This window comes from Streptomyces sp. HUAS CB01 (assembly GCF_030406905.1).
GTDB classification, from domain to species: Bacteria; Actinomycetota; Actinomycetes; order Streptomycetales; family Streptomycetaceae; genus Streptomyces; species Streptomyces chengbuensis.
Genome location: NZ_CP129137.1, coordinates 5,010,642 through 5,032,265, shown reverse-complemented (window position 1 = coordinate 5,032,265; position 21,624 = coordinate 5,010,642). Strand labels below are relative to the sequence as shown.

Genomic DNA, 21,624 nt, shown 5'->3' with positions numbered 1-21,624 from the left:
AGACGTCACACATTGAAGCGGAATGTCTGGAGCCAGATCCCGACCTGCGGCGGAGCCCCGCGTAGGTCCCTGACCTGGGATTTTCTGGTTGGCGTGCGTTGGCTCCCAACGGCCGTTTACGGATGTCCTGCGGACTGGCTGCGGACTGGAGGACCTCCTCACCCGGATGCCGTGGGGGGTCCGTCCGCCATACCCAGACGCGCCTGCTCCTCCTCGACAATCCGGCGGGCCAGCTCGATGTCTGATACGTCGACCGCGTCCGGGGTGGCTTCGGCTACGGCGCTACGGCGGGCGTATGCATCGAACAGACGGGTCTTCTCCTCCAGCATCCTCACCATGCGTTCATCGACTCCCCCGGTGGCGAGAAGGCGATGCACGTGAACCGACCTGACCTGTCCCATGCGGTGAGCCCGAGCCACCGCCTGGTGTTCGATGGTCGGCTTGATCTGCGGTTCGCAGATGATGACAACGGAGGCAGCCTGCATATTGAGGCCGACACCGGCCGCCTGGATCTGTGCCAGGAGCAGCGCTGGTCCCGAGACCCCGGCGAAGTCGTCGACGATCTGCTGCCGTCGCCCGGCCGGGACGCTGCCGGTGAGCGGACCGAACATCCGAGTACCGGCAGTGGGACCCGCAGCGAGCGCCGCCTTCACCACGCCCAGCACGTCCTTGAAGTTGGAGAAGATCACTGTCTTCTGCCCGTTCTCGCCGGCCTCCTGAACGATCTCGCGGAGCCGGTCCAGCTTGGCCGACCTCTCGGGGCGCATGTACGCGGCCCTGCGCATCGCCATGAAGTTGCCTGCGCGCACGGCTTCGCGGTACGCCACCTCGTCCGACGCGCTCAGCTCCTCCCACTCGTCGGTCTGCTGAAGACTGGGGAGTTCCGTCAGCACGTCTTCCTGGTTGCGCCTCAGGTAGACCGGGGCGACGGCCTTGCGGAAGGCGACCGATCCTGCCAAGGCGTCCCGCTCGCCAAGGGAGTCCGCCACCGCTCCATCGAGAATCCGGACCAAGTTGCGGAACTCCACGACCCGGTTCTCCATCGGGGTTCCGGTCATGAAGAGGCTGCGCTCACAACGCTCCGTCCACAGGGCGACCGACTGAGACCGCTTGGTCTTCGGGTTTTTCACGGAGTGCGCTTCGTCGACGACGAGCAGTCCGACCTCCCCGCCGCCCGGTGCCGGAAAACCGCGCAGCGCGTCGAACGTGGTCACCCCCACCCCGCCCCGCCCCTTCCAGTCGGCGAACGCGTAGTCCCGGTCGGGTCCGTGGAGCACCACGACGCGAAGGGCGCTGCGGGCCTCGATCTCCCGAGTCCAGTTCACGAGAACACTCGCCGGGCAGACGACCATGAAATGGCTCTGCCCCTCGGCGGCCAGGTGTGCCAGCACGGCAATCGCCTGGATGGTCTTCCCGAGACCCATCTCGTCGCCGAGTATCACCTTGCGCTGCGCAAGGACGAATCGCGCGCCGAAGGCCTGGTAACCGCGCAGGGAGACCCGCCGGTGCGAGTCGTCGAGTTGTTGCGTCCGTACCCGCTCGGCGATCTCCTCCGGCAGGAACCCCTCGGCGGCTGCCGCGTCCGGCAGCCGCCCGGAGATCTCGGCGAGCAGGCTGTAGTACTCCGCGGAGCGGAGTTCGAAGTCCACCCATGCCGCGATGTCGGACGAAGATCCACGTAGCAGGTCCACCGAGGCTTGTGCGAGCAGCTCAGACAGGTCGGCCTGGTCTGCTTCGTCCACCAGTGAGCGGATCTCGGCGACCGCCGCCAGGGCACGTGCCTTCTTCTCCTGGCCGGTCAGGAGCATTCTGAAACGCCCGACGGCGGGCCTCGCGTCGACCAGCAACGGGCCGAGTCGTTCCGACAGGGCTGCGGCGCGGTCCACCGCGCGCCGGGCGTCCGGGCCGGCTTCCACCAGTACGTGCAGGGCCATGACGAGCGCGGTGGTGCTCGGCTCCGGCCGGTCCACGTCAATGTGGACGGCCACCGTCTCGTGCACGGCTTCGGAAAGCCGGCGAGCAGCGGCAAGGATCCGATCAACCGTGCGCTGCCCGACACCGGGAATCTGCCGCAACCGATAGGGGCCCGCTTCGAGGACACGGCCCACCGTGCCAAGGCCGCTCTTCTCGACGTTCCCCAGCCGCAGGCGTCCTTCAGTGGCGTCCTGCAGCCGGGCGACAGGGATGGCGTCGAGCTCCCGCGTGACCGCCGCGTCATGAATCGGCTTCAGCGCCGCCCGCACCGCCTCGACCGCCCTGGTGTGGTCACTGGCCACTGCCTGCGCCGCCTCGTACAGTCGTGCTCCCCTTGCGACCGTGTCCCGCTCACCACGCCCCACGCGTCCCGCCCCTCTTTCGCGGTCGCCGCATCCTCCCACCGCCCGTTCCGGCCCTGCACGGGGTGCCCGTCCAGTCCGGGCACGATGCCGATGTCCCATCGGACGGGGGCACCTGACCTGCGCTGCCGCAGGTCAGAGGCCACCTTCTCGCGACCTCGGGGATGCGGGAGAAATCGGCGCGGATCAGTCGGACCTGCAGGAGCTTTTCACCACCGAAGGCTTACGACCACCGGTAGGATCTGCGGCATGAGCGGTAGCAGGAAGTACTCCATCAGTCTCCCCGAGGACCTCGCCGAGGCCGTACGCGCCCACGTCGGCCCGGGCGGCTTCTCCGCCTACGTCGCTGAGGCCCTCGAACAGCGGGTCGCCATGGACAAGCTCCGAGAGATCGTCGCCGACTTCGAGACCGACAACGAAGCTCTCACCCGCGAGGAGGTCGAGGCCGCCCGGGCGCTGCTGCGCCACGACCACCGACAGGCCGGCGGGGCCGCCGCCTGATGCCCGGCACCCTACTGCTCGACGGCGAAGGCCTATCGAAGCTCTACCGCAAGGACCGTACCGTCGTGACTCTGGTCCAAGCGGCGTCGGAAGAGGGCATCCGCGTCGCCACCAGCGCCATGACCACTCTTGAGGCCGACTATGAGCGTATCCACCAGGCCCGCATCAAGTGGATCCTCTCCCGCGTCGACGTTCACGACGTCACCAAGGAGATCACCGACCAGGCTGCCGCGCTTCTGCGCACCCATCACCTCCACGGCCACAAGTACGCCATCGATGCCGCCTTCGCCGTCATCGCCCGCAACGCACCCCGGCCGGTCACCGTCCTCACGTCCGACCCCGAGGATCTGACACTCCTGTGCGGCCCTTCCGTGGAGGTCGTCAAGGTTTGAGGCAGCCTCACGCCGGCCAGACCTGCCACTGCCCCAAATCACGGGGCGAGGGCTTCCCGCGGACAGAAGCTTGTGCCCGACCCGCCAACAAGCGGGTCGGGCACAGTTCTTGACGAGATGTCAGACGTTGAAGCGGAACTCCACCACGTCGCCGTCCTGCATCACGTACTCCTTGCCCTCCATGCGCGCCTTGCCCGCCGCGCGGGCGTCGGCGACCGAGCCGGTGTCGACGAGGTCGGCGAAGGAGATGACCTCGGCCTTGATGAAGCCCTTCTGGAAGTCGGTGTGGATCACACCGGCCGCCTCGGGCGCCGTCGCGCCCTTCTTGATCGTCCACGCGCGGGACTCCTTGGGGCCCGCCGTGAGGTACGTCTGCAGGCCCAGCGTGTTGAAGCCGACCCGGGCCAGCGTGGCGAGGCCGGGCTCCTCCGCGCCGACGGACTGGAGGAGCTCCATGGCGTCCTCCTCGTCGAGCTCGGCGAGGTCCGCCTCCAGCTTGGCGTTGAGGAAGATCGCCTCGGCCGGGGCGACCAGCGCGCGCTGCTCGTCCTTGAACGCGTCGTCCGTCAGCTCGTCCTCGTCGACGTTGAAGACGTAGAGGAACGGCTTGGTGGTGAGCAGGTGCAGGTCGTGCAGGAGCTCGGCGTTCTCCGAGCCCTGGACGATGCCCTGGGAGAAGAGGGTGTCGCCCTTCTCGAGGATCTCCTTGGCCGCCTCGACCGCCGCGACCTTCGGCGCCACGTCCTTCTTGATCCGGGACTCCTTCTGGAGTCGCGGCAGGACCTTCTCGATGGTCTGGAGGTCCGCCAGGATCAGCTCGGTGTTGATCGTCTCGATGTCGTCCTTCGGCGAGACCTTGCCGTCGACATGGACGACGTTCTCGTCCTTGAAGGCCCGGATGACCTGGCAGATGGCGTCGGACTCGCGGATGTTCGCCAGGAACTTGTTGCCGAGGCCCTCGCCCTCGCTGGCGCCGCGCACGATGCCGGCGATGTCGACGAAGTCGACCGTCGCGGGGAGGACCCGCTGCGAGCTGAAGATCTCGGCCAGCTTGCCGAGACGGGCGTCGGGGACGCCGACCACGCCCACATTGGGCTCGATGGTGGCGAACGGGTAGTTGGCCGCCAGCACGTCGTTCTTGGTCAGGGCGTTGAACAGGGTCGACTTGCCGACATTCGGCAGACCGACGATTCCGATCGTGAGCGACACGTTGGCGACTTCCTGGAGTGAGGACTGGCTGGTGGCCGGGCCCGGGAGTGGGCCGATCCCCCAGTTTACGGGCGGCCCGCCGGAGTACGTCACGCGTGCGATGTCTCGAACTCTTGACCAAGCTCACCCAAAGGGCGTGTCCCGTGACGTACTGATCGCACATCGCGACCTACGTTGGTCATGTGGAGCAGCAAAGGACTGGTACCCCGTCGAGGCGGCCGCGGCCGCAGGCCCCTCTTTCGCAGCAGGCCCCCCTCGCCAAGGGCGCCCTCATCGAGGGCGCCTCGGTGTACCGGGTCACGGCCCGGCCCGGCAGGACGGGGCAGCCGGACACGCCTCAGCGGCCGGGGAAGCGACCCGCCCCGCGGCCCCCGCGCCAGGGGCCCCCGGTGGTGGCCGCCCTGCGCAGACTGCCGAACCCGCGGCTGACCGGACTGGGCGCCGGACTGTTCGTCTGCGCCCTGATGCTGGTGATCGGCTCGCTCGACCAGCTCCTGTTCGACGGTTCCGCCCTGGTGTACGGAGTGCTCTTCCTGCCGGTCAGCGCCCTGACCGCGTGCTGGGTACGCAGCGCGGACCTGGTCACCGCGCCGATCAGCGTGCCGATCGCCTTCGCCGTGGGGCTGATCCCGATCACGGGTGGTTCGGAGGGGACCGGCGGGTCCGGCGGCATCGGCGTCCAGATCATGGCCGTCGTCACCGCCCTGGCGGTGCAGGCGGGCTGGCTCTACGGGGGCACGCTCGTCGCCGGGCTGATCGCGACCGTGCGGAAGATCCGGCTGATGACGACCCGGCGCCGTTCCCGCCGGCCGTCCGGGCCGCCCCGCCGGGCCTGAGGACCCGCCGACACCTCATCCGACGACGAGGCGCCCGTCACCCCGGTGACGGGCGCCTTCCCGTGCTCCGTCGTCGCGTCCGGTCCGAAGCCGAAGCCCGAGGGCGCGGTGCGGATCAGCCGTGCTCGGCCGCGGCCGTCATAGCCGCTCCGACGATCCCCGCGTTGTTCTGCAACTGGGCCGGGACGATCTCCGCCCGGATGTGGTGGAGCAGCGGAATGAACTTGTCCGCCTTGCGGCTCACGCCACCGCCGATGATGAACAGCTCGGGCGAGAACAGCATCTCCAGGTGGGTCAGGTACTTCTGGACCCGGCGGGCCCAGTGCTCCCAGCTCAGCCCCTCGTCCTCCTTGACCTTGGTGGACGCGCGCTTCTCGGCCTCGTGGTTGTTCAGCTCCAGGTGGCCGAGCTCCGTGTTCGGCACGAGCCTGCCGTCCAGGAAGAGTGCGCTGCCGATGCCCGTGCCGAAGGTCAGCAGCATCACCGTGCCCTTGCGGCCCTTGCCGGCGCCGAAGGTCATCTCGGCCACCCCGGCCGCGTCCGCGTCGTTGAGCACGGTCACCGGCAGGCCGAGCCGCTCGTGCAGCAGTTGCGCGGCGTCGACGTCGATCCAGTTCTTGTCGACGTTGGCGGCCGTACGGATGACCGAGCCGGTGACCACTCCGGGGAAGGTGACCCCGAGGGGACCCGACCACCCGAAGTGCCGCACCACCTCCGCGACGCAGTCGGCCACGGGTTCGGGCGAGGCCGGGTGTGGGGTGAGTACTTTGTGGCGGGGCTCGGCGAGGTCGCCGCGGTCCAGGTCCACGGGGGCGCCCTTGATCCCCGATCCGCCGATGTCGACTCCGAAGACGTTCATGGACACAACGTTACGAGGATGGGCTGTCCGTCACTCCCCGACAATGGGACCTTCGCCGGACTTCCCCATGCCGCGGGCAGCTCCGGGCGGTCCGGTGCCCGCTCCCGGCCCGTCAGTCCTCGACGTACGACGAGGCCTCGGCGCGCAGGTCGCGGCGGAGCTCCTTGGGCAGCGAGAACGTGATCGACTCCTCGGCGGCCTTGACGATCTCGACGTCCTCGAAGCCGCGCTGCGACAGCCACTCCAGGACCTCCTCCACCAGCACCTCGGGCACCGACGCGCCCGACGTGACGCCCACGGTCGAGACGCCCTCCAGCCAGGCCTCGTCGATCTCGTGCGCGTAGTCCACGAGGTGGGCGTCGCGTGCACCCGCGCCCAGGGCGACCTCGACGAGCCGCTTGGAGTTGGAGGAGTTCTGCGAGCCGACGACGATGACCAGGTCCGCCTCGGCCCCCATCTGCTTGACCGCGATCTGGCGGTTCTGCGTGGCGTAGCAGATGTCGTCGCTCGGCGGGGAGACCAGCAGCGGGAACTTGGTCTTCAGGCGGTCGACCGTCTCCATCGTCTCGTCGACGGAGAGCGTGGTCTGGGAGAGCCAGACGACCCTGGACGGGTCGCGGACCTCGACCTTGTCCACGTCCTGCGGGCCGTCGACCAGGGTGATGTGGTCCGGGGCCTCGCCGGTGGTGCCGATGACCTCCTCGTGGCCCTCGTGGCCGATGAGGAGGATGTCGAAGTCGTCCTTCGCGTACCGCACGGCCTCCTTGTGGACCTTCGTCACCAGGGGGCAGGTCGCGTCGATGGTGGCCAGCTTCCGCTCGGCGGCCTCCTCGTGGACGACCGGGGCCACGCCGTGCGCCGAGAACATGACGATGGAGCCCTCGGGGACCTCCTCCGTCGTCTCGACGAAGATCGCACCCTTCTTCTCCAGGGTCTGCACGACGTACTTGTTGTGGACGATCTCGTGGCGGACGTAGATCGGCGCGCCGTACTGCTCGAGGGCCTTCTCCACGGCGATCACGGCACGGTCCACGCCCGCGCAGTAGCCACGGGGTGCGGCGAGGAGGACGCGGCGGGCGTTCGTTGCAGTCATGTCCCCCATCGTAAGGGCGCGCCGGAGGGCCCAACGATCGCCCACAGGGCTGAGACTGGTGCGGGTCCGCGATCTTGTGCCGTGATCCGCGCCGCGGGTCGGGACGTACGAGGACGGAGGCCCTCATGACGGGCACCGGGACCCCCAGCGGCGCCGGGCCGGGCCCCGGGAACGGCACCGGCCCGCACACCCGGCTGCGCCGGAGCCTCGGCTTCCGGGACCTGGTCGTGTACGGGCTGCTCTTCATCGCCCCGATGGCGCCCGTCGGGGTCTTCGGGACCCTCGACGCGAGGTCGCACGGTGCGGTGGCGCTCGTCTACCTGGTGGCGACCGTCGCGATGGCGTTCACGGCGTACAGCTACGCCCAGATGGTGCGGGTGGCGCCGCTGGCCGGGTCGGTCTTCGCGTATGCGCGGAAGGGGCTCGGCGAGGGGCCCGGCTTCGTCGCCGGCTGGATGGCGATGCTCGACTATCTGCTGATCCCGGCGGTCGCGTACCTGTTCTCGGGGATCGCGATGGAGGCGCTGCTCCCGGCCGTGGACCGGTGGGTGTGGACGGCGCTGGCGGTCGCCGTCACCACGCTGCTGAACCTCTGGGGCGTCCGGGCGGCAGCGCGGGTCGGGCTGGCCGTGCTGGCGATGGAACTGGTGGTGCTGCTGGTGTTCGTGGTCGCGGCGCTGCGGGTGCTGGCGGCGGAGGGGGCGCGGCGCGGCTGGGCGTCGCCGCTGACCGGGGACGGGGACTTCGTGCCGGCGGCGGTGCTCGGGGCGGTTTCGGTCGCGGTGCTGTCGTACCTGGGGTTCGACGCGATCGCGTCGTTCGCCGAGGAGGTGACGGGCGGCTCGCGGCAGGTCGCCCGGGCGGTGCTGTTCTGTCTGGGGCTCGCGGGGACGCTGTTCGTGGTGCAGACGTACCTGGTGGCACTGCTCGAGCCCGTGTCCTCGGCGCAGCTCGCGGCGGACCCGAGGAGTCAGGGCACCGCGTTCTACGACGCCGTCGACGCCTCCGTGGGCCCGTGGCTGCACGATCTGGTGGCCGCGAGCAAGGCCGTCGGCGCGGCGTTCGCCGCCCTGGCGGGACAGGCGGCGGCGGGGCGGCTGCTGTTCGCGATGGGCCGGGAGCGGCGGCTGCCGCGGGTCCTGTCCCGCACGGACGGGGGCGTGCCCCGCGTGGCGCTGCTCGTCTCGGCGGCCGTGACGACCGCCGCCGCGCTCTGGGCGGCGCGGCGTGCCGACGGTCTGGAGCTCCTGGTCTCGGTCGTCGACATCGGGGCGCTGACGGCGTTCACGCTGCTGCACGCCAGCGTGGTGGGCTGGTTCGTGGTGCGCCGCGCGGAGGGGCCGCCGAGCTGGTGGCGGCACGGGCTGATCCCGGTGGTCGGTGCGGCGGTCACCGTCGCGGTGATCGTGGAGGCCTCCCCCACGGCCCAGGCGGTCGGCGCGGTCTGGCTGGCCGTGGGGCTGCTGGTGCTCATGGCACAGCGCGGACGGCGCGAGCCGTCGCCCACCGCGTAGGCCGCCTCTGGGCGGACACGCCACCCTCGCCACGCGCGGCGAGGGGCACGGCTCAGGTCCGGCTACGGAGCGGCGTGGGCGGCCCGGACGCCCCGGGACGCGGCGTGGGGTCGCCGGGCTCCGGGGGGACACCTCCAGCGGCGCCGCGCACCGCGAGGGCGGTTCCGGACAGGTCCGGGTGCGGAGCGGCGCGAGGTCGCCCGTCCGGGCGCGGCGGTGTCGCCGGACCGGGCGTGTCGGAGGCTGCCGTTACGCTCGCGGACATGGGTCTCACTACGTCAGCCGAAGCCCCCCTGCCCGTCGGCGAGGTGTCACGGCTCATCGGGGGGTGGATCGACCGGCTCGGCGCGGTCTGGGTCGAGGGGCAGATCACCCAGCTGTCACGCCGGCCGGGCGCCGGGGTGGTCTTCCTGACGCTGCGCGACCCCGCGTACGACATCTCGGTGAGCGTCACGTGCTACCGACAGGTGTTCGACGCGGTCGCGGACTCCGTGGCCGAGGGCGCGCGGGTGGTCGTCCACGCCAAGCCGGAGTGGTACGCCCCGCGCGGGCAGCTGTCGCTCCGGGCCGCGGAGATACGGCCAGTCGGCATCGGCGAGCTGCTGGCCCGGCTGGAGCGGCTGAAGCGGACGCTGGGCGCCGAAGGGCTCTTCGCGCCGGAGCGCAAGAGGCCGCTGCCGTTCCTGCCGCAGTTGATCGGCCTCGTCTGCGGCCGGGCCTCGGCGGCCGAGCGGGACGTCCTGGAGAACGCCCGGCGCCGCTGGCCCGCCGTCCGTTTCGAGGTGCGCAACGTCGCCGTGCAGGGTGTGCGCGCGGTGCCGCAGGTGATCCAGGCGGTGAAGGAGCTGGACGAGCACCCCGGGGTGGACGTGATCGTCGTGGCGCGCGGCGGCGGCAGCGTCGAGGACCTGCTGCCGTTCTCGGACGAGCAGCTGGTGCGCGCGGTGGCCGACTGCCGTACGCCCGTGGTGTCGGCGATCGGGCACGAACCGGACTCGCCGCTGCTCGATCTGGTCGCCGACCTGCGGGCCTCGACGCCGACGGACGCCGCGAAGAAGGTCGTCCCCGACGTGGGCGAGGAGCTGGACCGTGTGCAGGCGCTGCGGGACCGTGCGCTGCGTACGGTCCGCGGCATGCTGGAGCGGGAGGAGCGCGGTCTGCAGCACTGTCTGCACCGGCGGGTCATGGAGCATCCGCACCGGATGGTCGAGGAGCGCGCGCACGAGACGGACGCACTGGTCGCCCGCAGCCGCCGGGTCCTCGGGCATCTGCTGGACCGTGCGGACTCCGAGCTGTCGCACACGCGCGCACGCGTCGTCGCGCTGTCACCGGCGGCGACGCTCGAGCGGGGGTACGCGGTGCTGCAGCGCGCGGACGGGTCGGTGGTGCGCGCGGCCGGCGAGGTGGCGGCGGGCGAGGAGCTGAGGGCGCGGGTCGCCGAGGGCGGGTTCCGGGTCCGGGTCTCGGGCGACTGAGCGACACGGCGGACGGGGCACGGCCCCGGGGGGAAGCGGCCTGCACGGGCACGGCCGGACGACGACAGACGGATTTCAGGGTGGAGCAGATGACGGCCAGGACCGACGAGGGCGCGCTCGGCTACGAGCAGGCACGGGACGAGTTGATCGAGGTCGTGCGCCGGCTGGAGGCGGGCGGCACGACGCTGGAGGAGTCGCTGGCGCTGTGGGAGCGCGGCGAGGAGCTGGCGAAGGTGTGCCGCCGCTGGCTCGACGGCGCCCGTGCCCGGCTGGACGCGGCGCTGGCGGAACGGGACGAGGGCGGCGAGGCCCCGGGCGGGCCCGGGGCGGGCGCGGACGGCCTGGACGAGGACGACGCGGACCGCTGAGGGGCGCCGCCGCCGTTCGGAGGCTCTTCCGGGGCGGGGTTCCGGGGCCAGGGGCGGGAGCGCGCCCGGAATCCATGGACACGCGCCCGGAATCCATGGACAGGGGCGGGCATAACCGCGGTACCCATTTAGTTGAACGCTGAGTTGTTGAAAGTTGAGTGACTTGCCTCACCCGGCATCCGATTTAGTTGAAAGTTCACCTATCTCGACCGTACGGTGAGGGCTCAGCCAGATCCACTCCGCTCATCGGAAGGTTCCGCCGCATGTCCCTCGTCCTTGACCCCGCCGCCCAGGACCTCCTCTTCCGCGAGGCCCGCACCGCCAACACCTTCACCGACGAGCCGGTGACCGAGGAGCAGGTCCAGGCGATCTACGACCTGGTCAAGTACGGCCCCACCGCCTTCAACCAGTCGCCGCTGCGCGTCGTCCTGGTCCGCTCCGCGGAGGCCCGGGAGCGCCTGGTGAAGCACATGGCCGAGGGCAACCAGCCCAAGACCGCCACCGCTCCGCTGGTCGCGATCCTCGCCGCCGACAACGAGTTCCACGAGGAGCTGCCGGAGCTGTTCCCGCACTTCCCGCAGGCGAAGGACGCGCTCTTCTCCGAGCGCCCGGTCCGTGAGCGGTCCGCGGTCCTGAACGCCGCGCTGCAGGCCGCGTACTTCATCGTCGGCATCCGCGCCGCCGGTCTGGCCGCCGGCCCCATGACGGGTCTGGACTTCGACGGGGTGCAGAAGGAGTTCCTGGACGCCGACCACACCCCGCTGATGGTCGTCAACATCGGCAAGCCGGGCGAGGACGCCTGGTTCCCGCGTTCGCCGCGGCTGGCGTTCGACGAGGTCGTCACCACCGTCTGACCTCCGCAGCGCGCCAGGCGCGTCCGCCCGCCGCTGCCGGGCCGCCATGCGGCACGAGGCCGCCGCACCGAACGGTGCGGCGGCCTCGCCGCGTTCGGCGCGGCCTCGCCGCGTTCAGGGCAGGAGCGGCGGCGCGGCGCGGCCGGGCGATCGCGTGGACCGGCTCGGGACCCGTGCCGGGTCCAAGGACGGCCGGGGCGCGCGGACACAGGGGCCCCACCCGGCGGAGGCGCCACCGCGCCGCGCGGCCCGTGGTCACCTACGGCCGCGCCCAGGCCCTCGGGGCGCGCGGGCACCTGGATCACGGCCGGGCGGACACGCCGAGCGAAGACCCCGTGGGCACGTCGCAGGGTAGGCGCGGGGCCCACGGGCGGATCAGGCCGCCGGCCGGGTCAGGAGGCCGACGGAGCCGACGGCAGGCGACACACGACACGCGACACGCGACACGCCGAGCGAAGACCCCATGGGCACGCCATGTGAAGGCACGCGGGTCCCGCGGGAGCGCGGCGGACCGGGCCGCCGGCCGGGTCAGGAGGCGGACGGAACCGGCGACGGCGACGCGCCGGAGCGCGATTCGAGCGCCGCGGCCATCTGCGCGAGCCGCTCGTACGAGGCCGTGCCCGTCACCACCGTCGTCGACCCCTTCTCGGTGCGGACGAGCGCGTCGTACTTCGGGCCCTCCCAGCGCTGCCAGCTCTCCCCGCCGACCTGCTGGGTGCCGTCGGTCAGGGCCGCCTGCCGGGTGACCTTCGGGATGTACTTCCGCGGCGGCTCCGTGGACTGCTCGACGGCCACGTACTGCCCGTCGGGGTCCAGGAAGCCGATGTGCCAGGCATGGCCCTCGTCGCGCCGGAAGGTCACCGAGGTGGGCTTCCAGCCCGCGGGCAGCCCCGCCGGGGCCGCCACCGGGTAGGGTGCCGCCCGGCGCGCCGTCGTGAGCTCCACGCTGTAGTCGACGGGCTGGATCGGGTCCAGGGAGTCGTCGTGCGGAATGAAGAAGTAGATAACGCCTGCGAATGCGCAGATGACCGTCATCGACTGGATCATTCCGCGCACTGTCTGGTTGCCTCGCTTGCCTGCCACCGCACTATCGTCGCATCAAGGCTGTTTGCTCAAACGTGGGCCCCTCTGCTCATTTTGTCGACGTACCGATAGAGTCACAGCACCCTCTTCATCCGGCCGTCGTCGTACAGAAAGGTGCGCTCCGATGACCGAGCATCATCTTCCGTCCCAGCTCGAGGTCTCGCCCGAGGCCCCGGACCGCAACCTCGCCCTGGAGCTCGTCCGGGTCACCGAGGCCGCCGCCATGGCCGCCGGCCGCTGGGTCGGCCGCGGCGACAAGAACGGCGCTGACGGCGCGGCCGTCAAAGCCATGCGCACCCTCGTCAGCACCGTGTCGATGAACGGTGTCGTCGTCATCGGCGAGGGCGAGAAGGACGAAGCCCCGATGCTGTTCAACGGGGAGCGCATCGGCGACGGCACCGGCGCGGAGTGCGACATCGCCGTGGACCCGATCGACGGCACCACGCTCACCGCCAAGGGCATGCCGAACGCGATCGCGGTGCTCGCCGCCGCCGACCGCGGCACCATGTTCGACCCGTCCGCGGTCTTCTACATGGACAAGCTGGTCACCGGCCCCGAGGCCGCCGACTTCGTCGACATCAACGCCCCGGTCTCGGTGAACATCCGCCGCGTCGCGAAGGCGAAGAGCTCCTCCCCCGAGGACGTCACCGTCGTCATCCTGGACCGCCCGCGCCACGAGGGCATCGTCAAGGAGATCCGCGAGACGGGCGCGCGCATCAAGTTCATCTCGGACGGCGACGTCGCCGGCGCGATCATGGCCGTGCGCGAGGGCACCGGCGTCGACATGCTGATGGGCATCGGCGGCACGCCCGAGGGCATCATCACCGCCTGCGCGATCAAGTGCCTCGGCGGCACGATCCAGGGCAAGCTGTGGCCGAAGGACGACGAGGAGCGGCAGCGCGCCCTCGACGCGGGCCACGACCTGGACCGTGTGCTCCTCATGGACGACCTGGTCCGCGGGGACAACGTGTTCTTCGTCGCGACCGGCATCACCGACGGCGAGCTGCTGCGCGGCGTGCGCTACCGCTCCGCGACGGCGACCACGCAGTCGCTGGTCATGCGCTCCAAGTCGGGCACGATCCGGCAGATCGACTCGACCCACCGTCTGTCGAAGCTGCGCGCCTACAGCGCCATCGACTTCGACCGCGCCAAGTAGGGCGCCGGACACGACACACGGAAGAGGGGCGCTCCCCATGTGCGGTGGGGGCGCCCCTCTTCCGTGTGTGCCCGGATGCCGGGGTTCCGTCAGGCCGCCGACGCCGCCTTCTTGATCTCCGTCTCGCGCCGCCGCCGGCGGGCCAGGACGACCCGGCGCTCGGCCGCGGTCAGTCCGCCCCACACGCCGTACGGCTCGGGCTGGAGCAGCGCGTGCTCCCGGCACTCGACCATCACGGGGCAGCGGGCACAGACGCGCTTGGCGGCGTCCTCGCGGGAGAGCCGCGCCGCCGTCGGTTCCTTGGAGGGCGCGAAGAACAGCCCGGCTTCGTCCCGGCGGCACACCGCCTCCGTGTGCCAGGGCGCGTCCTGGTCTTCCCGAGCGGCAGAACGCTGGGGCGGAACGGCTACCTGCAGGGACTGATGCGGCAGTTGCAGCACGGTCTACTCCTGACGACGGCTTCGCGAGCGAGAGACGATGCAGCAAGGCCTACCCGCTGTACGCGCGCCTATGCACTGAGTGGCACTGAGTTCCGAAGGCCGGAACTGCGGGCGGCCGCTCCCCCGCGCCCTCCGGTCAGTGCCCCAGATGCTTGCGCAGCCGGTCGTGGAGGTCCGCGATGCGCTTGCCGCGCTTCGGCTTGGCCTCCACGTTGCCGAAAACGGAATAGCCGTTGACGACCACGACCGGGGCCTCCGGGTCGGCCGCCTCCAGGGTGACGACCTCGAAGTTGCCGAAGATGCCCGTGCCGCTGCCGCGCAGCGAGATGTTCTCGGGGACCCGGACCTCCACATTGCCGAAGACCGAGGTCGCGTTGATGACGGTGAGGCGCTGGCCGAACATGGCCTCGGTCAGGTCGATCTCGATGTTGCCGAAGAGCGCGAACGCCTGGGTCCGGGCGCCGACGCGCCAGCGGCCCTTGCGGGTGGAGCTGGAGAAGACGGCGACGAGGTTCTCGCCGGGGCCGGTGGGGGCCTCCGGGCCGTACGCGTACGACGCGGGCTCCTGGCGGGACGGCCGGCTCGCGGGGAGGTCACGGACGATCGGCTCCAGCTCGCCGACCGTCTTGGCACGGTAGACCGCGTCGATCCGCTCGGCATGCTCCTCGGCGTCGAGCCGGCCCTCGGCCAGGGCCTCCCTGAGGATGTCCGCGGTCCTGTCGCGGTCGGCGTCGGAGGCGCGGATGGCCCCGGCGGGATCCGCGGGCACGGCGGGCGCGACCGGCTTCTGGGGCTGTCCGCGGCCGGGGGCCGCTGAATCGTGCTTGTCGAGGTCCACACCGACACCCTAGCGAAACGCGATAGATCGCGACTAGTGGCCGCGCGCGACACCCTCGTCAGCCGCGAAACGTGACGGCGCACCCGCGCCCCGCAGGCCGCCGCACCCCCCGCCGCCCCGCGGGAACAGGGCCGGGCCGTCGGGCGCCGACTGAGCCTTACCTCACAAGCCCGGACGGCGGGGGGCGTCTTACGCTTGTGGGCGCGCTGCCAATGGATGCCAGCCGCCGTCTGCCGAGTGAGGAATGGCCGTAATGCCCCCTGTCTCCCGTCCGACCCGCCCTGCGTTCGAGTACACCGATCTGCTCCCGCTGGGCGAGGACACCACGCCCTACCGCCTGGTGACCGCCGAAGGTGTCTCCACCTTCGAGGCCGACGGGCGCACGTTCCTCAAGGTCGAGCCGGAGGCGCTGCGCAAGCTCGCGAAAGAGGCCGTCCACGACATCCAGCACTACCTCCGCCCGGCGCACCTCGCCCAGCTCCGCAAGATCATCGACGACCCCGAGGCGTCGTCGAACGACAAGTTCGTCGCGCTGGACCTGCTGAAGAACGCGAACATCGCGGCGGCGGGCGTGCTCCCCATGTGCCAGGACACCGGCACGGCGATCGTCATGGGCAAGCGCGGGCAGAACGTCCTCACCGAGGGCGGCGACGAGGAGGCGCTGAGCCGCGGGATCTTCGACGCCTACACCGAGCTCAACCTGCGCTACTCGCAGATGGCCCCGCTCACCATGTGGGAGGAGAAGAACACCGGCTCGAACCTGCCCGCGCAGATCGAGCTCTACGCGACGGACGGCGGCGCGTACAAGTTCCTCTTCATGGCCAAGGGCGGCGGCTCCGCCAACAAGTCGTTCCTCTACCAGGAGACCAAGGCGGTCCTGAACGAGGCCTCCATGATGAAGTTCCTGGAGGAGAAGATCCGCTCGCTGGGCACGGCCGCGTGCCCGCCGTACCACCTGGCCATCGTCGTCGGCGGCACGTCGGCCGAGTACGCGCTGAAGACCGCGAAGTACGCCTCCGCGCACTACCTGGACGAGCTGCCGGAGGAGGGCTCGGCCCTCGGCCACGGCTTCCGGGACAAGGACCTGGAGGAGAAGGTCTTCGAGCTGACGCAGAAGATCGGCATCGGCGCGCAGTTCGGCGGCAAGTACTTCTGCCACGACGTGCGTGTGGTGCGGCTCCCGCGGCACGGCGCGTCCTGCCCCGTGGCGATCGCCGTGTCCTGCTCCGCCGACCGCCAGGCCGTCGCGAAGATCACCGCCGAGGGCGTCTTCCTGGAGCAGCTGGAGACGGACCCGGCGCGCTTCCTGCCGGAGACGACCGACGAGCACCTCGACGAGAGCGGCGACGTCGTCAAGATCGACCTCAACCAGCCGATGGACGAGATCCTGGCGGAGCTGACCAAGTACCCGGTCAAGACCCGGCTTTCGCTCACCGGACCGCTCGTCGTGGCCCGCGACATCGCGCACGCCAAGATCAAGGAGCGGCTGGACGCGGGCGAGGAGATGCCCCAGTACCTCAAGGACCACCCGGTCTACTACGCCGGCCCCGCGAAGACCCCGGAGGGCTACGCCTCCGGCTCCTTCGGCCCGACGACGGCCGGGCGCATGGACTCCTACGTCGAGCAGTTCCAGGCGGCGGGCGGCTCCAAGGTCATGCTGGCCAAGGGCAACCGCAGCAAGCAGGTCACCGACGCCTGCAAGGAGCACGGCGGCTTCTACCTCGGCTCGATCGGCGGCCCCGCAGCGCGCCTCGCCCAGGACTGCATCAAGAAGGTCGAGGTCGTCGAGTACGAGGAGCTCGGCATGGAGGCCGTCTGGAAGATCGAGGTCGAGGACTTCCCGGCGTTCATCGTCGTCGACGACAAGGGCAGCGACTTCTTCCAGGACCCCGCGCCCGCGCCGACGTTCACCAGCATCCCGGTCCGCGGGCCCGGCCTGGCCTGACCCCGGGCCTCGGGGCTTCCCGGAGCCGCCGCACGGCCCGCGGGACCTCTGAGGCGTCCGCACCACCCGTGAGGGCCTCGCCGCATCCCCGGCGGCGGGGCCCTCCCGCATGCCGGCGCAGCCGTCCCCCGGGCCGACGGGCCCCGCCGTGGTGCCGGTCCGGGCGGTGCCGCCTCCCGCGTCCGGGGCCGTCGAGGGCATCTACTGACGGGTGTCGCATCTGGGAATACGCGGAACCAGGGGCGCGCTGACCTTGTTCAGGAGGTGTGAGGATGTCCGACCCGAGCGAAAACGCAGGCCGTCACCGGATCGAGCACGACTCCATGGGAGAGGTGCGGGTGCCGCATCACGCCAAGTGGCGCGCTCAGACCCAGCGGGCGGTGGAGAACTTCCCCGTCTCCGGACAACGGCTGGAACGCGCCCATGTGGAGGCCCTGGCCCGGATCAAGGGGGGCGCGGCCAAGGTCAACGCCGAGCTCGGGGTGCTCGACAAGGACATCGCCCGTGCCATCCAGGACGCGGCCGTGGAGGTCGCCGAGGGGCGCTGGGACGAGCACTTCCCCGTCGACGTCTTCCAGACCGGCTCGGGGACGTCGTCCAACATGAACATGAACGAGGTCCTGGCCACCCTGGCGAGCGAGCGCCTGGGCCGCGACGTCCATCCCAACGACCACGTCAACGCCTCGCAGTCGTCCAACGACGTCTTCCCGTCGTCGATCCACATCGCCGCGACCGCGGCCGTGACGCGGGACCTCGTCCCCGCGCTCGAGCACCTCGCGGAGGCTCTGGAGCGCAAGGCCGGGGAGTTCGCGGGCGTGGTGAAGTCCGGCCGTACCCATCTGATGGACGCGACACCGGTCACTCTCGGCCAGGAGTTCGGCGGCTACGCGGCGCAGATCCGGTACGGGATGGAACGGCTGAACGCCTCGCTCCCCCGGCTCGCCGAACTCCCGCTCGGCGGCACGGCGGTGGGCACCGGCATCAACACACCGCCCGGGTTCTCGGCGGCGGTCATCGCCGAGGTGGCACGCACGACCGGGCTGCCGTTGACCGAGGCGCGCGACCACTTCGAGGCGCAGGGCGCCCGAGACGGGCTCGTGGAGACCAGCGGACAGCTCCGGACGATCGCGGTCTCGCTGACCAAGATCTCGAACGATCTGCGCTGGATGGCGAGCGGGCCCCGCACCGGACTCGCCGAGATCCGGCTGCCCGACCTCCAGCCCGGTTCCTCGATCATGCCGGGCAAGGTCAACCCGGTCGTCCCCGAGGCCGTCCTCATGGTGGCCGCGCAGGTCATGGGGAACGACACGACGGTCGCGGTGGCGGGCGCGGCGGGGAACTTCGAGCTGAACGTGATGCTCCCCGTGATGGCCAAGAACCTGCTGGAGTCGGTCCGTCTGCTGGCGAACGCGTCCCGGCTGCTCGCCGACCGCACGGTGGACGGGATCACCGCGGACGTGCGGCGGGCCCGCGAGTACGCCGAGTCGTCGCCGTCCGTCGTCACCCCGCTCAACAAGTACATCGGGTACGAGGAGGCCGCGAAGGTCGCCAAGAAGTCGCTGGCGGAGCGGAGGACGATCCGCGAAGTGGTGCTGGAGGGCGGGTACGTGGAGCGCGGCGCGCTCACGCTCGAGCAGCTGGACGAGGCGCTGGACGTGCTGCGGATGACCCGTCCCTGAGGTCTCCCCCTCCCCGGGCCCGGCGCACCGCAGTGAGCTGTACCGCAGCGTGACCGCACGCGCACGCCTAGGATCTCTGCATGACGGGATCGGCGGGCTTTGAGCACTGGGCGCCGGGGGAGCAGATCCTCTGGCGGTATCGCGGCAACGGCTCCTCCGACGTGCACATCTGCAGACCCGTGACCGTGGTCCGGGACACCGACGAATTGCTGGCGGTGTGGATGGCCCCGGGCACCGAGTGCGTGAAGCCGGTGCTCGCCGACGGGACGCCGGTGCACCACGAGCCGCTCGCCACGCGGTACACGGCGCCCCGGAGGACCGTGCGCGCCCACTGGTCCGGCACGGGGGTGCTGAAGCTCGCCCGGCCCGGCGACGCGTGGTCGGTGTGGCTCTTCTGGGAGCAGGGCTGGCAGTTCAGGAACTGGTACGTGAACCTGGAGGAGCCGCATCTGCGTTGGTCCGGCGGCATCGACTCCGAGGACCACTTTCTGGACATCACCGTGCAGCCGGACCGCACCTGGCGCTGGCTGGACGAGGACGAGTTCGACCAGGCGCGGACGGCCGGGCTGATGGACGAGGACCAGGCGCGGCGGGTGCGCTCGGCCGGGCTGGACGCGGTCGGGGTGATCAGGGACTGGGGCCCGCCGTACTCCGACGGCTGGGAGGACTGGCGGCCCGACCCCCGCTGGCCTGTACCGGAGCTGCCGGGCGACTGGAATCGGACCCCCGCACCCACGTCCGCATGACGACGCCGTGAGACCCTTGATGCGCCCCCGGGGTTCAAACGTAGGATCGTCCTCCGCAAGGCCACGACGCATCAACGAATGAGCGCAGCACAAGAACTGACCGTAAGTCATCACAAGGGGGACTGAACCGTGCCGAATGTGTGCCCGGATCTCCCCCGACCTGTCGAGACCCGGCCCGGAATGGGTATGGGCTCTATCGACCTTCCAGGGGCGTTGCCGTCCCGGGTCGCGGGTGTGTTCGCCCGGTGGCCCCGGGAACCGCGGCACAGCCACGATCGTCACCGCCCCCGGAGGCGCACAGCGGCACCCGAGGCGCCGGGACCCGACGTGCCGGTCGTGCCCTGCCCGGCAGGACGGTTCCCAGCCTCGCACCACCGGCCCGGACGGACGGAATCCCAGGCGTGACGGAGCATCCCACCTCCCACGAAGGCCGGCAGCCTGTCGCTGCCCGGCCCCAGGAGCGCACCCGGCCGCGGCAGGAGGCCGCCGCCCATGCCCCGCTGCCCGCGGCGCCCGCCGCGGTCCCGCCGCAGCCGCCCGCACCCCAGGACCCCTCGGGCCTGGCGCGCCGCGAGGGCGACCGGCTGCGGTTCGTCGGGGCGGCGACCCGGCGGATCGCCCGCGGCATAGACCTGGACGAGATCGTGCTCGGGCTGTGCCGGGCCACCGTGCCCACGTTCTCCGACGCGATCCTCGTGTACCTGCGGGATCCGCTGCCCGTGGGCGACGAGCGGCCCGTCGCGCCGTTCGTGCTGCGGCTCCGCCGCACCGACAGGCTGCGTTTAACCGACGACGACACCGACGGGGCCTTGATGGCCGGCGTCCAGGTGCCGGTGCTCGGCACCCCGGCCGAGGCGGCGCCGGCCGCCGAGCTGTGCGAGGTGATCGCGGGCGGTGCGCTCGCCGAGGTGCTGCGGGGCGTCCGTCCCGTCTTCGGCGACTCGGCCGCCGCCCGGGCCGCCCTGCCCGAGCTGCTGGGCGACGGCAAGACCCTGCCCGCGGGGCAGCGGGCGATCCTGGCCCCGCTGCGTGGCCGGCGCCGGGTCACCGGCGCCGCGATCTTCCTGCGCCGCCCGGACCGGCCGGCCTTCGAGCCGGACGACCTGCTCGTGGCCGCCCAGCTGGCGACGCACACCGCGCTCGGCATCGACAAGGCGGTCCTGTACGGCCGTGAGGCGTACATCGCGGACGAGCTGCAGCGCACGATGCTCCCCGAGGGGCTGCCTCAGCCGACCGGAGTACGGCTGGCCTCCCGCTATCTCCCGGCCGCCGAGACGGCCCGGGTCGGCGGCGACTGGTACGACGCCATCCCGCTGCCCGGCAGCAGGGTCGCGCTGGTCGTCGGCGACGTCATGGGCCACTCCATGACCTCGGCCGCGATCATGGGCCAGCTGCGGACGACGGCCCAGACGCTGGCCGGCCTGGACCTGCCGCCGCAGGAGGTGCTGCACCATCTCGACGAGCAGGCGCAGCGGCTCGGCACCGACCGGATGGCGACCTGCCTGTACGCGGTCTACGACCCGGTCTCGCACCGGATCACGATCGCCAACGCGGGCCATCCGCCGCCGATACTGCTGCACCTCGGCGGCCGGGCGGAGGTCCTGCGGGTGCCGCCGGGCGCCCCCATCGGCGTGGGCGGGGTGGACTTCGAGGCCGTGGAGCTGGACGCGCCCGCCGGGGCCACGCTGCTGCTGTACACCGACGGGCTGGTGGAGTCGCGGCTGCGGGACGTGTGGACGGGCATCGAGCAGCTGAGGGAGCGGCTGGCCGCGACGGCGCAGCTCACGGGGCCCGATCACTCGCCGCCGCTGGAGGCGCTCTGCGACGACGTGCTGGACATGCTCGGCCCGGGCGACCGGGACGACGACATCGCGCTGCTCGCGGCCCGTTTCGACGGGATCGCGCCGAGTGACGTCGCGTACTGGTTCCTGGAGCCGGAGGACTCCGCCCCCGGGCGGGCCCGCCGGCTGGCCCGCCGGGCGCTGGCCCGATGGGGCCTGGAGGAGCTGTCGGACTCGGTGGAACTCCTGGTCAGCGAGGTGGTCACCAATGCGGTGCGGTACGCGGAGCGGCCGGTCACCCTCCGGCTGCTGCGCACCGACGTCCTGCGCTGCGAGGTCGGCGACGACTCACCGCAGCTGCCGCGCCAGCGGCGGGCCCGGGACACGGACGAGGGCGGCCGCGGGCTGTTCCTGGTGAACCGGCTGGCCAGACGGTGGGGCGCGACCCGGCTGTCCACGGGCAAGGTGGTCTGGTTCGAGCTGTCCGCCCAGGCATGAACCGTATCGGGACCAAACTTG

At 71.4% G+C, this 21,624-nt stretch carries 19 protein-coding genes; 12 read left to right on the top strand and 7 right to left on the bottom strand.

Annotation, left to right across the window (positions count from 1 at the left end):
* Positions 1-158 precede the first annotated feature (158 nt).
* Entirely contained in the window at positions 159-2,339 is a 2,181-nt protein-coding gene (locus QRN89_RS22380) for a DEAD/DEAH box helicase (protein ID WP_290351165.1), read from the bottom strand.
* A gap of 246 nt (positions 2,340-2,585) precedes the next feature.
* Here QRN89_RS22380 and QRN89_RS22375 point away from each other — a divergent pair, with 246 nt between their 5' ends.
* Both QRN89_RS22375 and QRN89_RS22370 read left to right on the top strand, forming a co-directional pair.
* The gene (locus QRN89_RS22375) at positions 2,586-2,837 is read left to right on the top strand and encodes a hypothetical protein (protein ID WP_018845686.1); all 252 of its coding nucleotides are present in this window, start codon (positions 2,586-2,588) and stop codon (positions 2,835-2,837) included.
* The gene (locus QRN89_RS22370) at positions 2,837-3,229 is read left to right on the top strand and encodes a DNA-binding protein (protein ID WP_290351164.1); all 393 of its coding nucleotides are present in this window, start codon (positions 2,837-2,839) and stop codon (positions 3,227-3,229) included. Before QRN89_RS22375 ends, QRN89_RS22370 begins: the two co-directional genes overlap by 1 nt.
* Positions 3,230-3,349: 120 nt before the next feature.
* On the opposite strand, the gene ychF is transcribed toward QRN89_RS22370, so the two are convergent.
* Entirely contained in the window at positions 3,350-4,438 is a 1,089-nt protein-coding gene (ychF, locus tag QRN89_RS22365) for a redox-regulated ATPase YchF (protein ID WP_290351163.1), read from the bottom strand.
* 182 nt (positions 4,439-4,620) lie between these two features.
* Here ychF and QRN89_RS22360 point away from each other — a divergent pair, with 182 nt between their 5' ends.
* Positions 4,621-5,274: a DUF6542 domain-containing protein gene (locus tag QRN89_RS22360; RefSeq protein WP_290351162.1), complete on the top strand. Its 654-nt coding sequence runs from the start codon at positions 4,621-4,623 to the stop codon at positions 5,272-5,274.
* Between the two features lie 115 nt (positions 5,275-5,389).
* Here QRN89_RS22360 and ppgK read toward each other — a convergent pair whose 3' ends face one another.
* Positions 5,390-6,133, bottom strand: coding sequence for a polyphosphate--glucose phosphotransferase (gene ppgK, locus QRN89_RS22355; RefSeq protein ID WP_290351161.1), 744 nt, complete (start codon positions 6,131-6,133; stop codon positions 5,390-5,392).
* A 112-nt stretch (positions 6,134-6,245) separates the two neighbouring features.
* Positions 6,246-7,226 (bottom strand): 4-hydroxy-3-methylbut-2-enyl diphosphate reductase, encoded by a 981-nt coding sequence (locus tag QRN89_RS22350; RefSeq protein ID WP_290351160.1) that lies wholly within the window; start codon positions 7,224-7,226, stop codon positions 6,246-6,248.
* Between the two features lie 125 nt (positions 7,227-7,351).
* Here QRN89_RS22350 and QRN89_RS22345 point away from each other — a divergent pair, with 125 nt between their 5' ends.
* From QRN89_RS22345 to QRN89_RS22330, 4 genes are all read left to right on the top strand, one after another.
* Positions 7,352-8,740 (top strand): APC family permease, encoded by a 1,389-nt coding sequence (locus tag QRN89_RS22345; protein ID WP_290351159.1) that lies wholly within the window; start codon positions 7,352-7,354, stop codon positions 8,738-8,740.
* Between the two features lie 263 nt (positions 8,741-9,003).
* A complete protein-coding gene (gene xseA / locus QRN89_RS22340; RefSeq protein ID WP_290351158.1) occupies positions 9,004-10,215 on the top strand; it encodes an exodeoxyribonuclease VII large subunit in 1,212 nt (403 codons plus the stop codon).
* A gap of 89 nt (positions 10,216-10,304) precedes the next feature.
* On the top strand, positions 10,305-10,583 hold the full coding sequence (locus QRN89_RS22335) for an exodeoxyribonuclease VII small subunit (RefSeq protein WP_290351157.1): 279 nt from the start codon (positions 10,305-10,307) through the stop codon (positions 10,581-10,583).
* 263 nt (positions 10,584-10,846) lie between these two features.
* The gene (locus QRN89_RS22330) at positions 10,847-11,437 is read left to right on the top strand and encodes a malonic semialdehyde reductase (RefSeq protein ID WP_290351156.1); all 591 of its coding nucleotides are present in this window, start codon (positions 10,847-10,849) and stop codon (positions 11,435-11,437) included.
* Positions 11,438-11,965: 528 nt separating this feature from the next.
* Here QRN89_RS22330 and QRN89_RS22325 read toward each other — a convergent pair.
* Complete coding sequence (locus QRN89_RS22325; protein WP_290351155.1) at positions 11,966-12,520, bottom strand: DUF4245 domain-containing protein; 555 nt, start codon at positions 12,518-12,520, stop codon at positions 11,966-11,968.
* Positions 12,521-12,644: 124 nt separating this feature from the next.
* Between QRN89_RS22325 and glpX the strand changes: the two genes are divergently transcribed.
* Positions 12,645-13,676: a class II fructose-bisphosphatase gene (gene glpX / locus QRN89_RS22320; protein ID WP_290351154.1), complete on the top strand. Its 1,032-nt coding sequence runs from the start codon at positions 12,645-12,647 to the stop codon at positions 13,674-13,676.
* Between the two features lie 89 nt (positions 13,677-13,765).
* Here the strand turns inward: glpX and QRN89_RS22315 are convergent, their stop codons facing one another.
* Both QRN89_RS22315 and QRN89_RS22310 read right to left on the bottom strand, forming a co-directional pair.
* The gene (locus tag QRN89_RS22315) at positions 13,766-14,116 is read right to left on the bottom strand and encodes a WhiB family transcriptional regulator (RefSeq protein WP_078503542.1); all 351 of its coding nucleotides are present in this window, start codon (positions 14,114-14,116) and stop codon (positions 13,766-13,768) included.
* A 136-nt stretch (positions 14,117-14,252) separates the two neighbouring features.
* Positions 14,253-14,954 carry a DUF1707 SHOCT-like domain-containing protein gene (locus tag QRN89_RS22310; RefSeq protein ID WP_290351153.1) on the bottom strand — a complete coding sequence of 234 codons (702 nt, stop codon included), beginning with the start codon at positions 14,952-14,954 and terminating at the stop codon, positions 14,253-14,255.
* Between the two features lie 253 nt (positions 14,955-15,207).
* Between QRN89_RS22310 and QRN89_RS22305 the strand changes: the two genes are divergently transcribed.
* From QRN89_RS22305 to QRN89_RS22290, 4 genes are all read left to right on the top strand, one after another.
* Complete coding sequence (locus QRN89_RS22305) at positions 15,208-16,899, top strand: fumarate hydratase (RefSeq protein ID WP_290351152.1); 1,692 nt, start codon at positions 15,208-15,210, stop codon at positions 16,897-16,899.
* Positions 16,900-17,171: 272 nt separating this feature from the next.
* Positions 17,172-18,578: a class II fumarate hydratase gene (locus QRN89_RS22300; protein WP_290351151.1), complete on the top strand. Its 1,407-nt coding sequence runs from the start codon at positions 17,172-17,174 to the stop codon at positions 18,576-18,578.
* Positions 18,579-18,658: 80 nt separating this feature from the next.
* Entirely contained in the window at positions 18,659-19,324 is a 666-nt protein-coding gene (gene fomD / locus QRN89_RS22295; protein ID WP_290351150.1) for a cytidylyl-2-hydroxypropylphosphonate hydrolase, read from the top strand.
* A 401-nt stretch (positions 19,325-19,725) separates the two neighbouring features.
* Positions 19,726-21,603 (top strand): ATP-binding SpoIIE family protein phosphatase, encoded by a 1,878-nt coding sequence (locus QRN89_RS22290; RefSeq protein WP_290351149.1) that lies wholly within the window; start codon positions 19,726-19,728, stop codon positions 21,601-21,603.
* Positions 21,604-21,624: the final 21 nt, after the last annotated feature.

Excerpts from the sequence above, each read along its gene's own strand:
- QRN89_RS22350 (WP_290351160.1), bottom strand. The coding sequence starts at position 7,226 with ATGACTGCAACGAACGCCCGCCGCGTCCTCCTCGCCGCACCCCGTGGC.
- QRN89_RS22335 (WP_290351157.1), top strand. The coding sequence starts at position 10,305 with ATGACGGCCAGGACCGACGAGGGCGCGCTCGGCTACGAGCAGGCACGG.
- QRN89_RS22305 (WP_290351152.1), top strand. The coding sequence starts at position 15,208 with ATGCCCCCTGTCTCCCGTCCGACCCGCCCTGCGTTCGAGTACACCGAT.
- QRN89_RS22345 (WP_290351159.1), top strand. The coding sequence starts at position 7,352 with ATGACGGGCACCGGGACCCCCAGCGGCGCCGGGCCGGGCCCCGGGAAC.
- QRN89_RS22375 (WP_018845686.1), top strand. The coding sequence starts at position 2,586 with ATGAGCGGTAGCAGGAAGTACTCCATCAGTCTCCCCGAGGACCTCGCC.
- QRN89_RS22330 (WP_290351156.1), top strand. The coding sequence starts at position 10,847 with ATGTCCCTCGTCCTTGACCCCGCCGCCCAGGACCTCCTCTTCCGCGAG.
- xseA (WP_290351158.1), top strand. The coding sequence starts at position 9,004 with ATGGGTCTCACTACGTCAGCCGAAGCCCCCCTGCCCGTCGGCGAGGTG.
- fomD (WP_290351150.1), top strand. The coding sequence starts at position 18,659 with ATGACGGGATCGGCGGGCTTTGAGCACTGGGCGCCGGGGGAGCAGATC.
- QRN89_RS22300 (WP_290351151.1), top strand. The coding sequence starts at position 17,172 with ATGTCCGACCCGAGCGAAAACGCAGGCCGTCACCGGATCGAGCACGAC.
- ppgK (WP_290351161.1), bottom strand. The coding sequence starts at position 6,133 with ATGAACGTCTTCGGAGTCGACATCGGCGGATCGGGGATCAAGGGCGCC.
- glpX (WP_290351154.1), top strand. The coding sequence starts at position 12,645 with ATGACCGAGCATCATCTTCCGTCCCAGCTCGAGGTCTCGCCCGAGGCC.
- QRN89_RS22370 (WP_290351164.1), top strand. The coding sequence starts at position 2,837 with ATGCCCGGCACCCTACTGCTCGACGGCGAAGGCCTATCGAAGCTCTAC.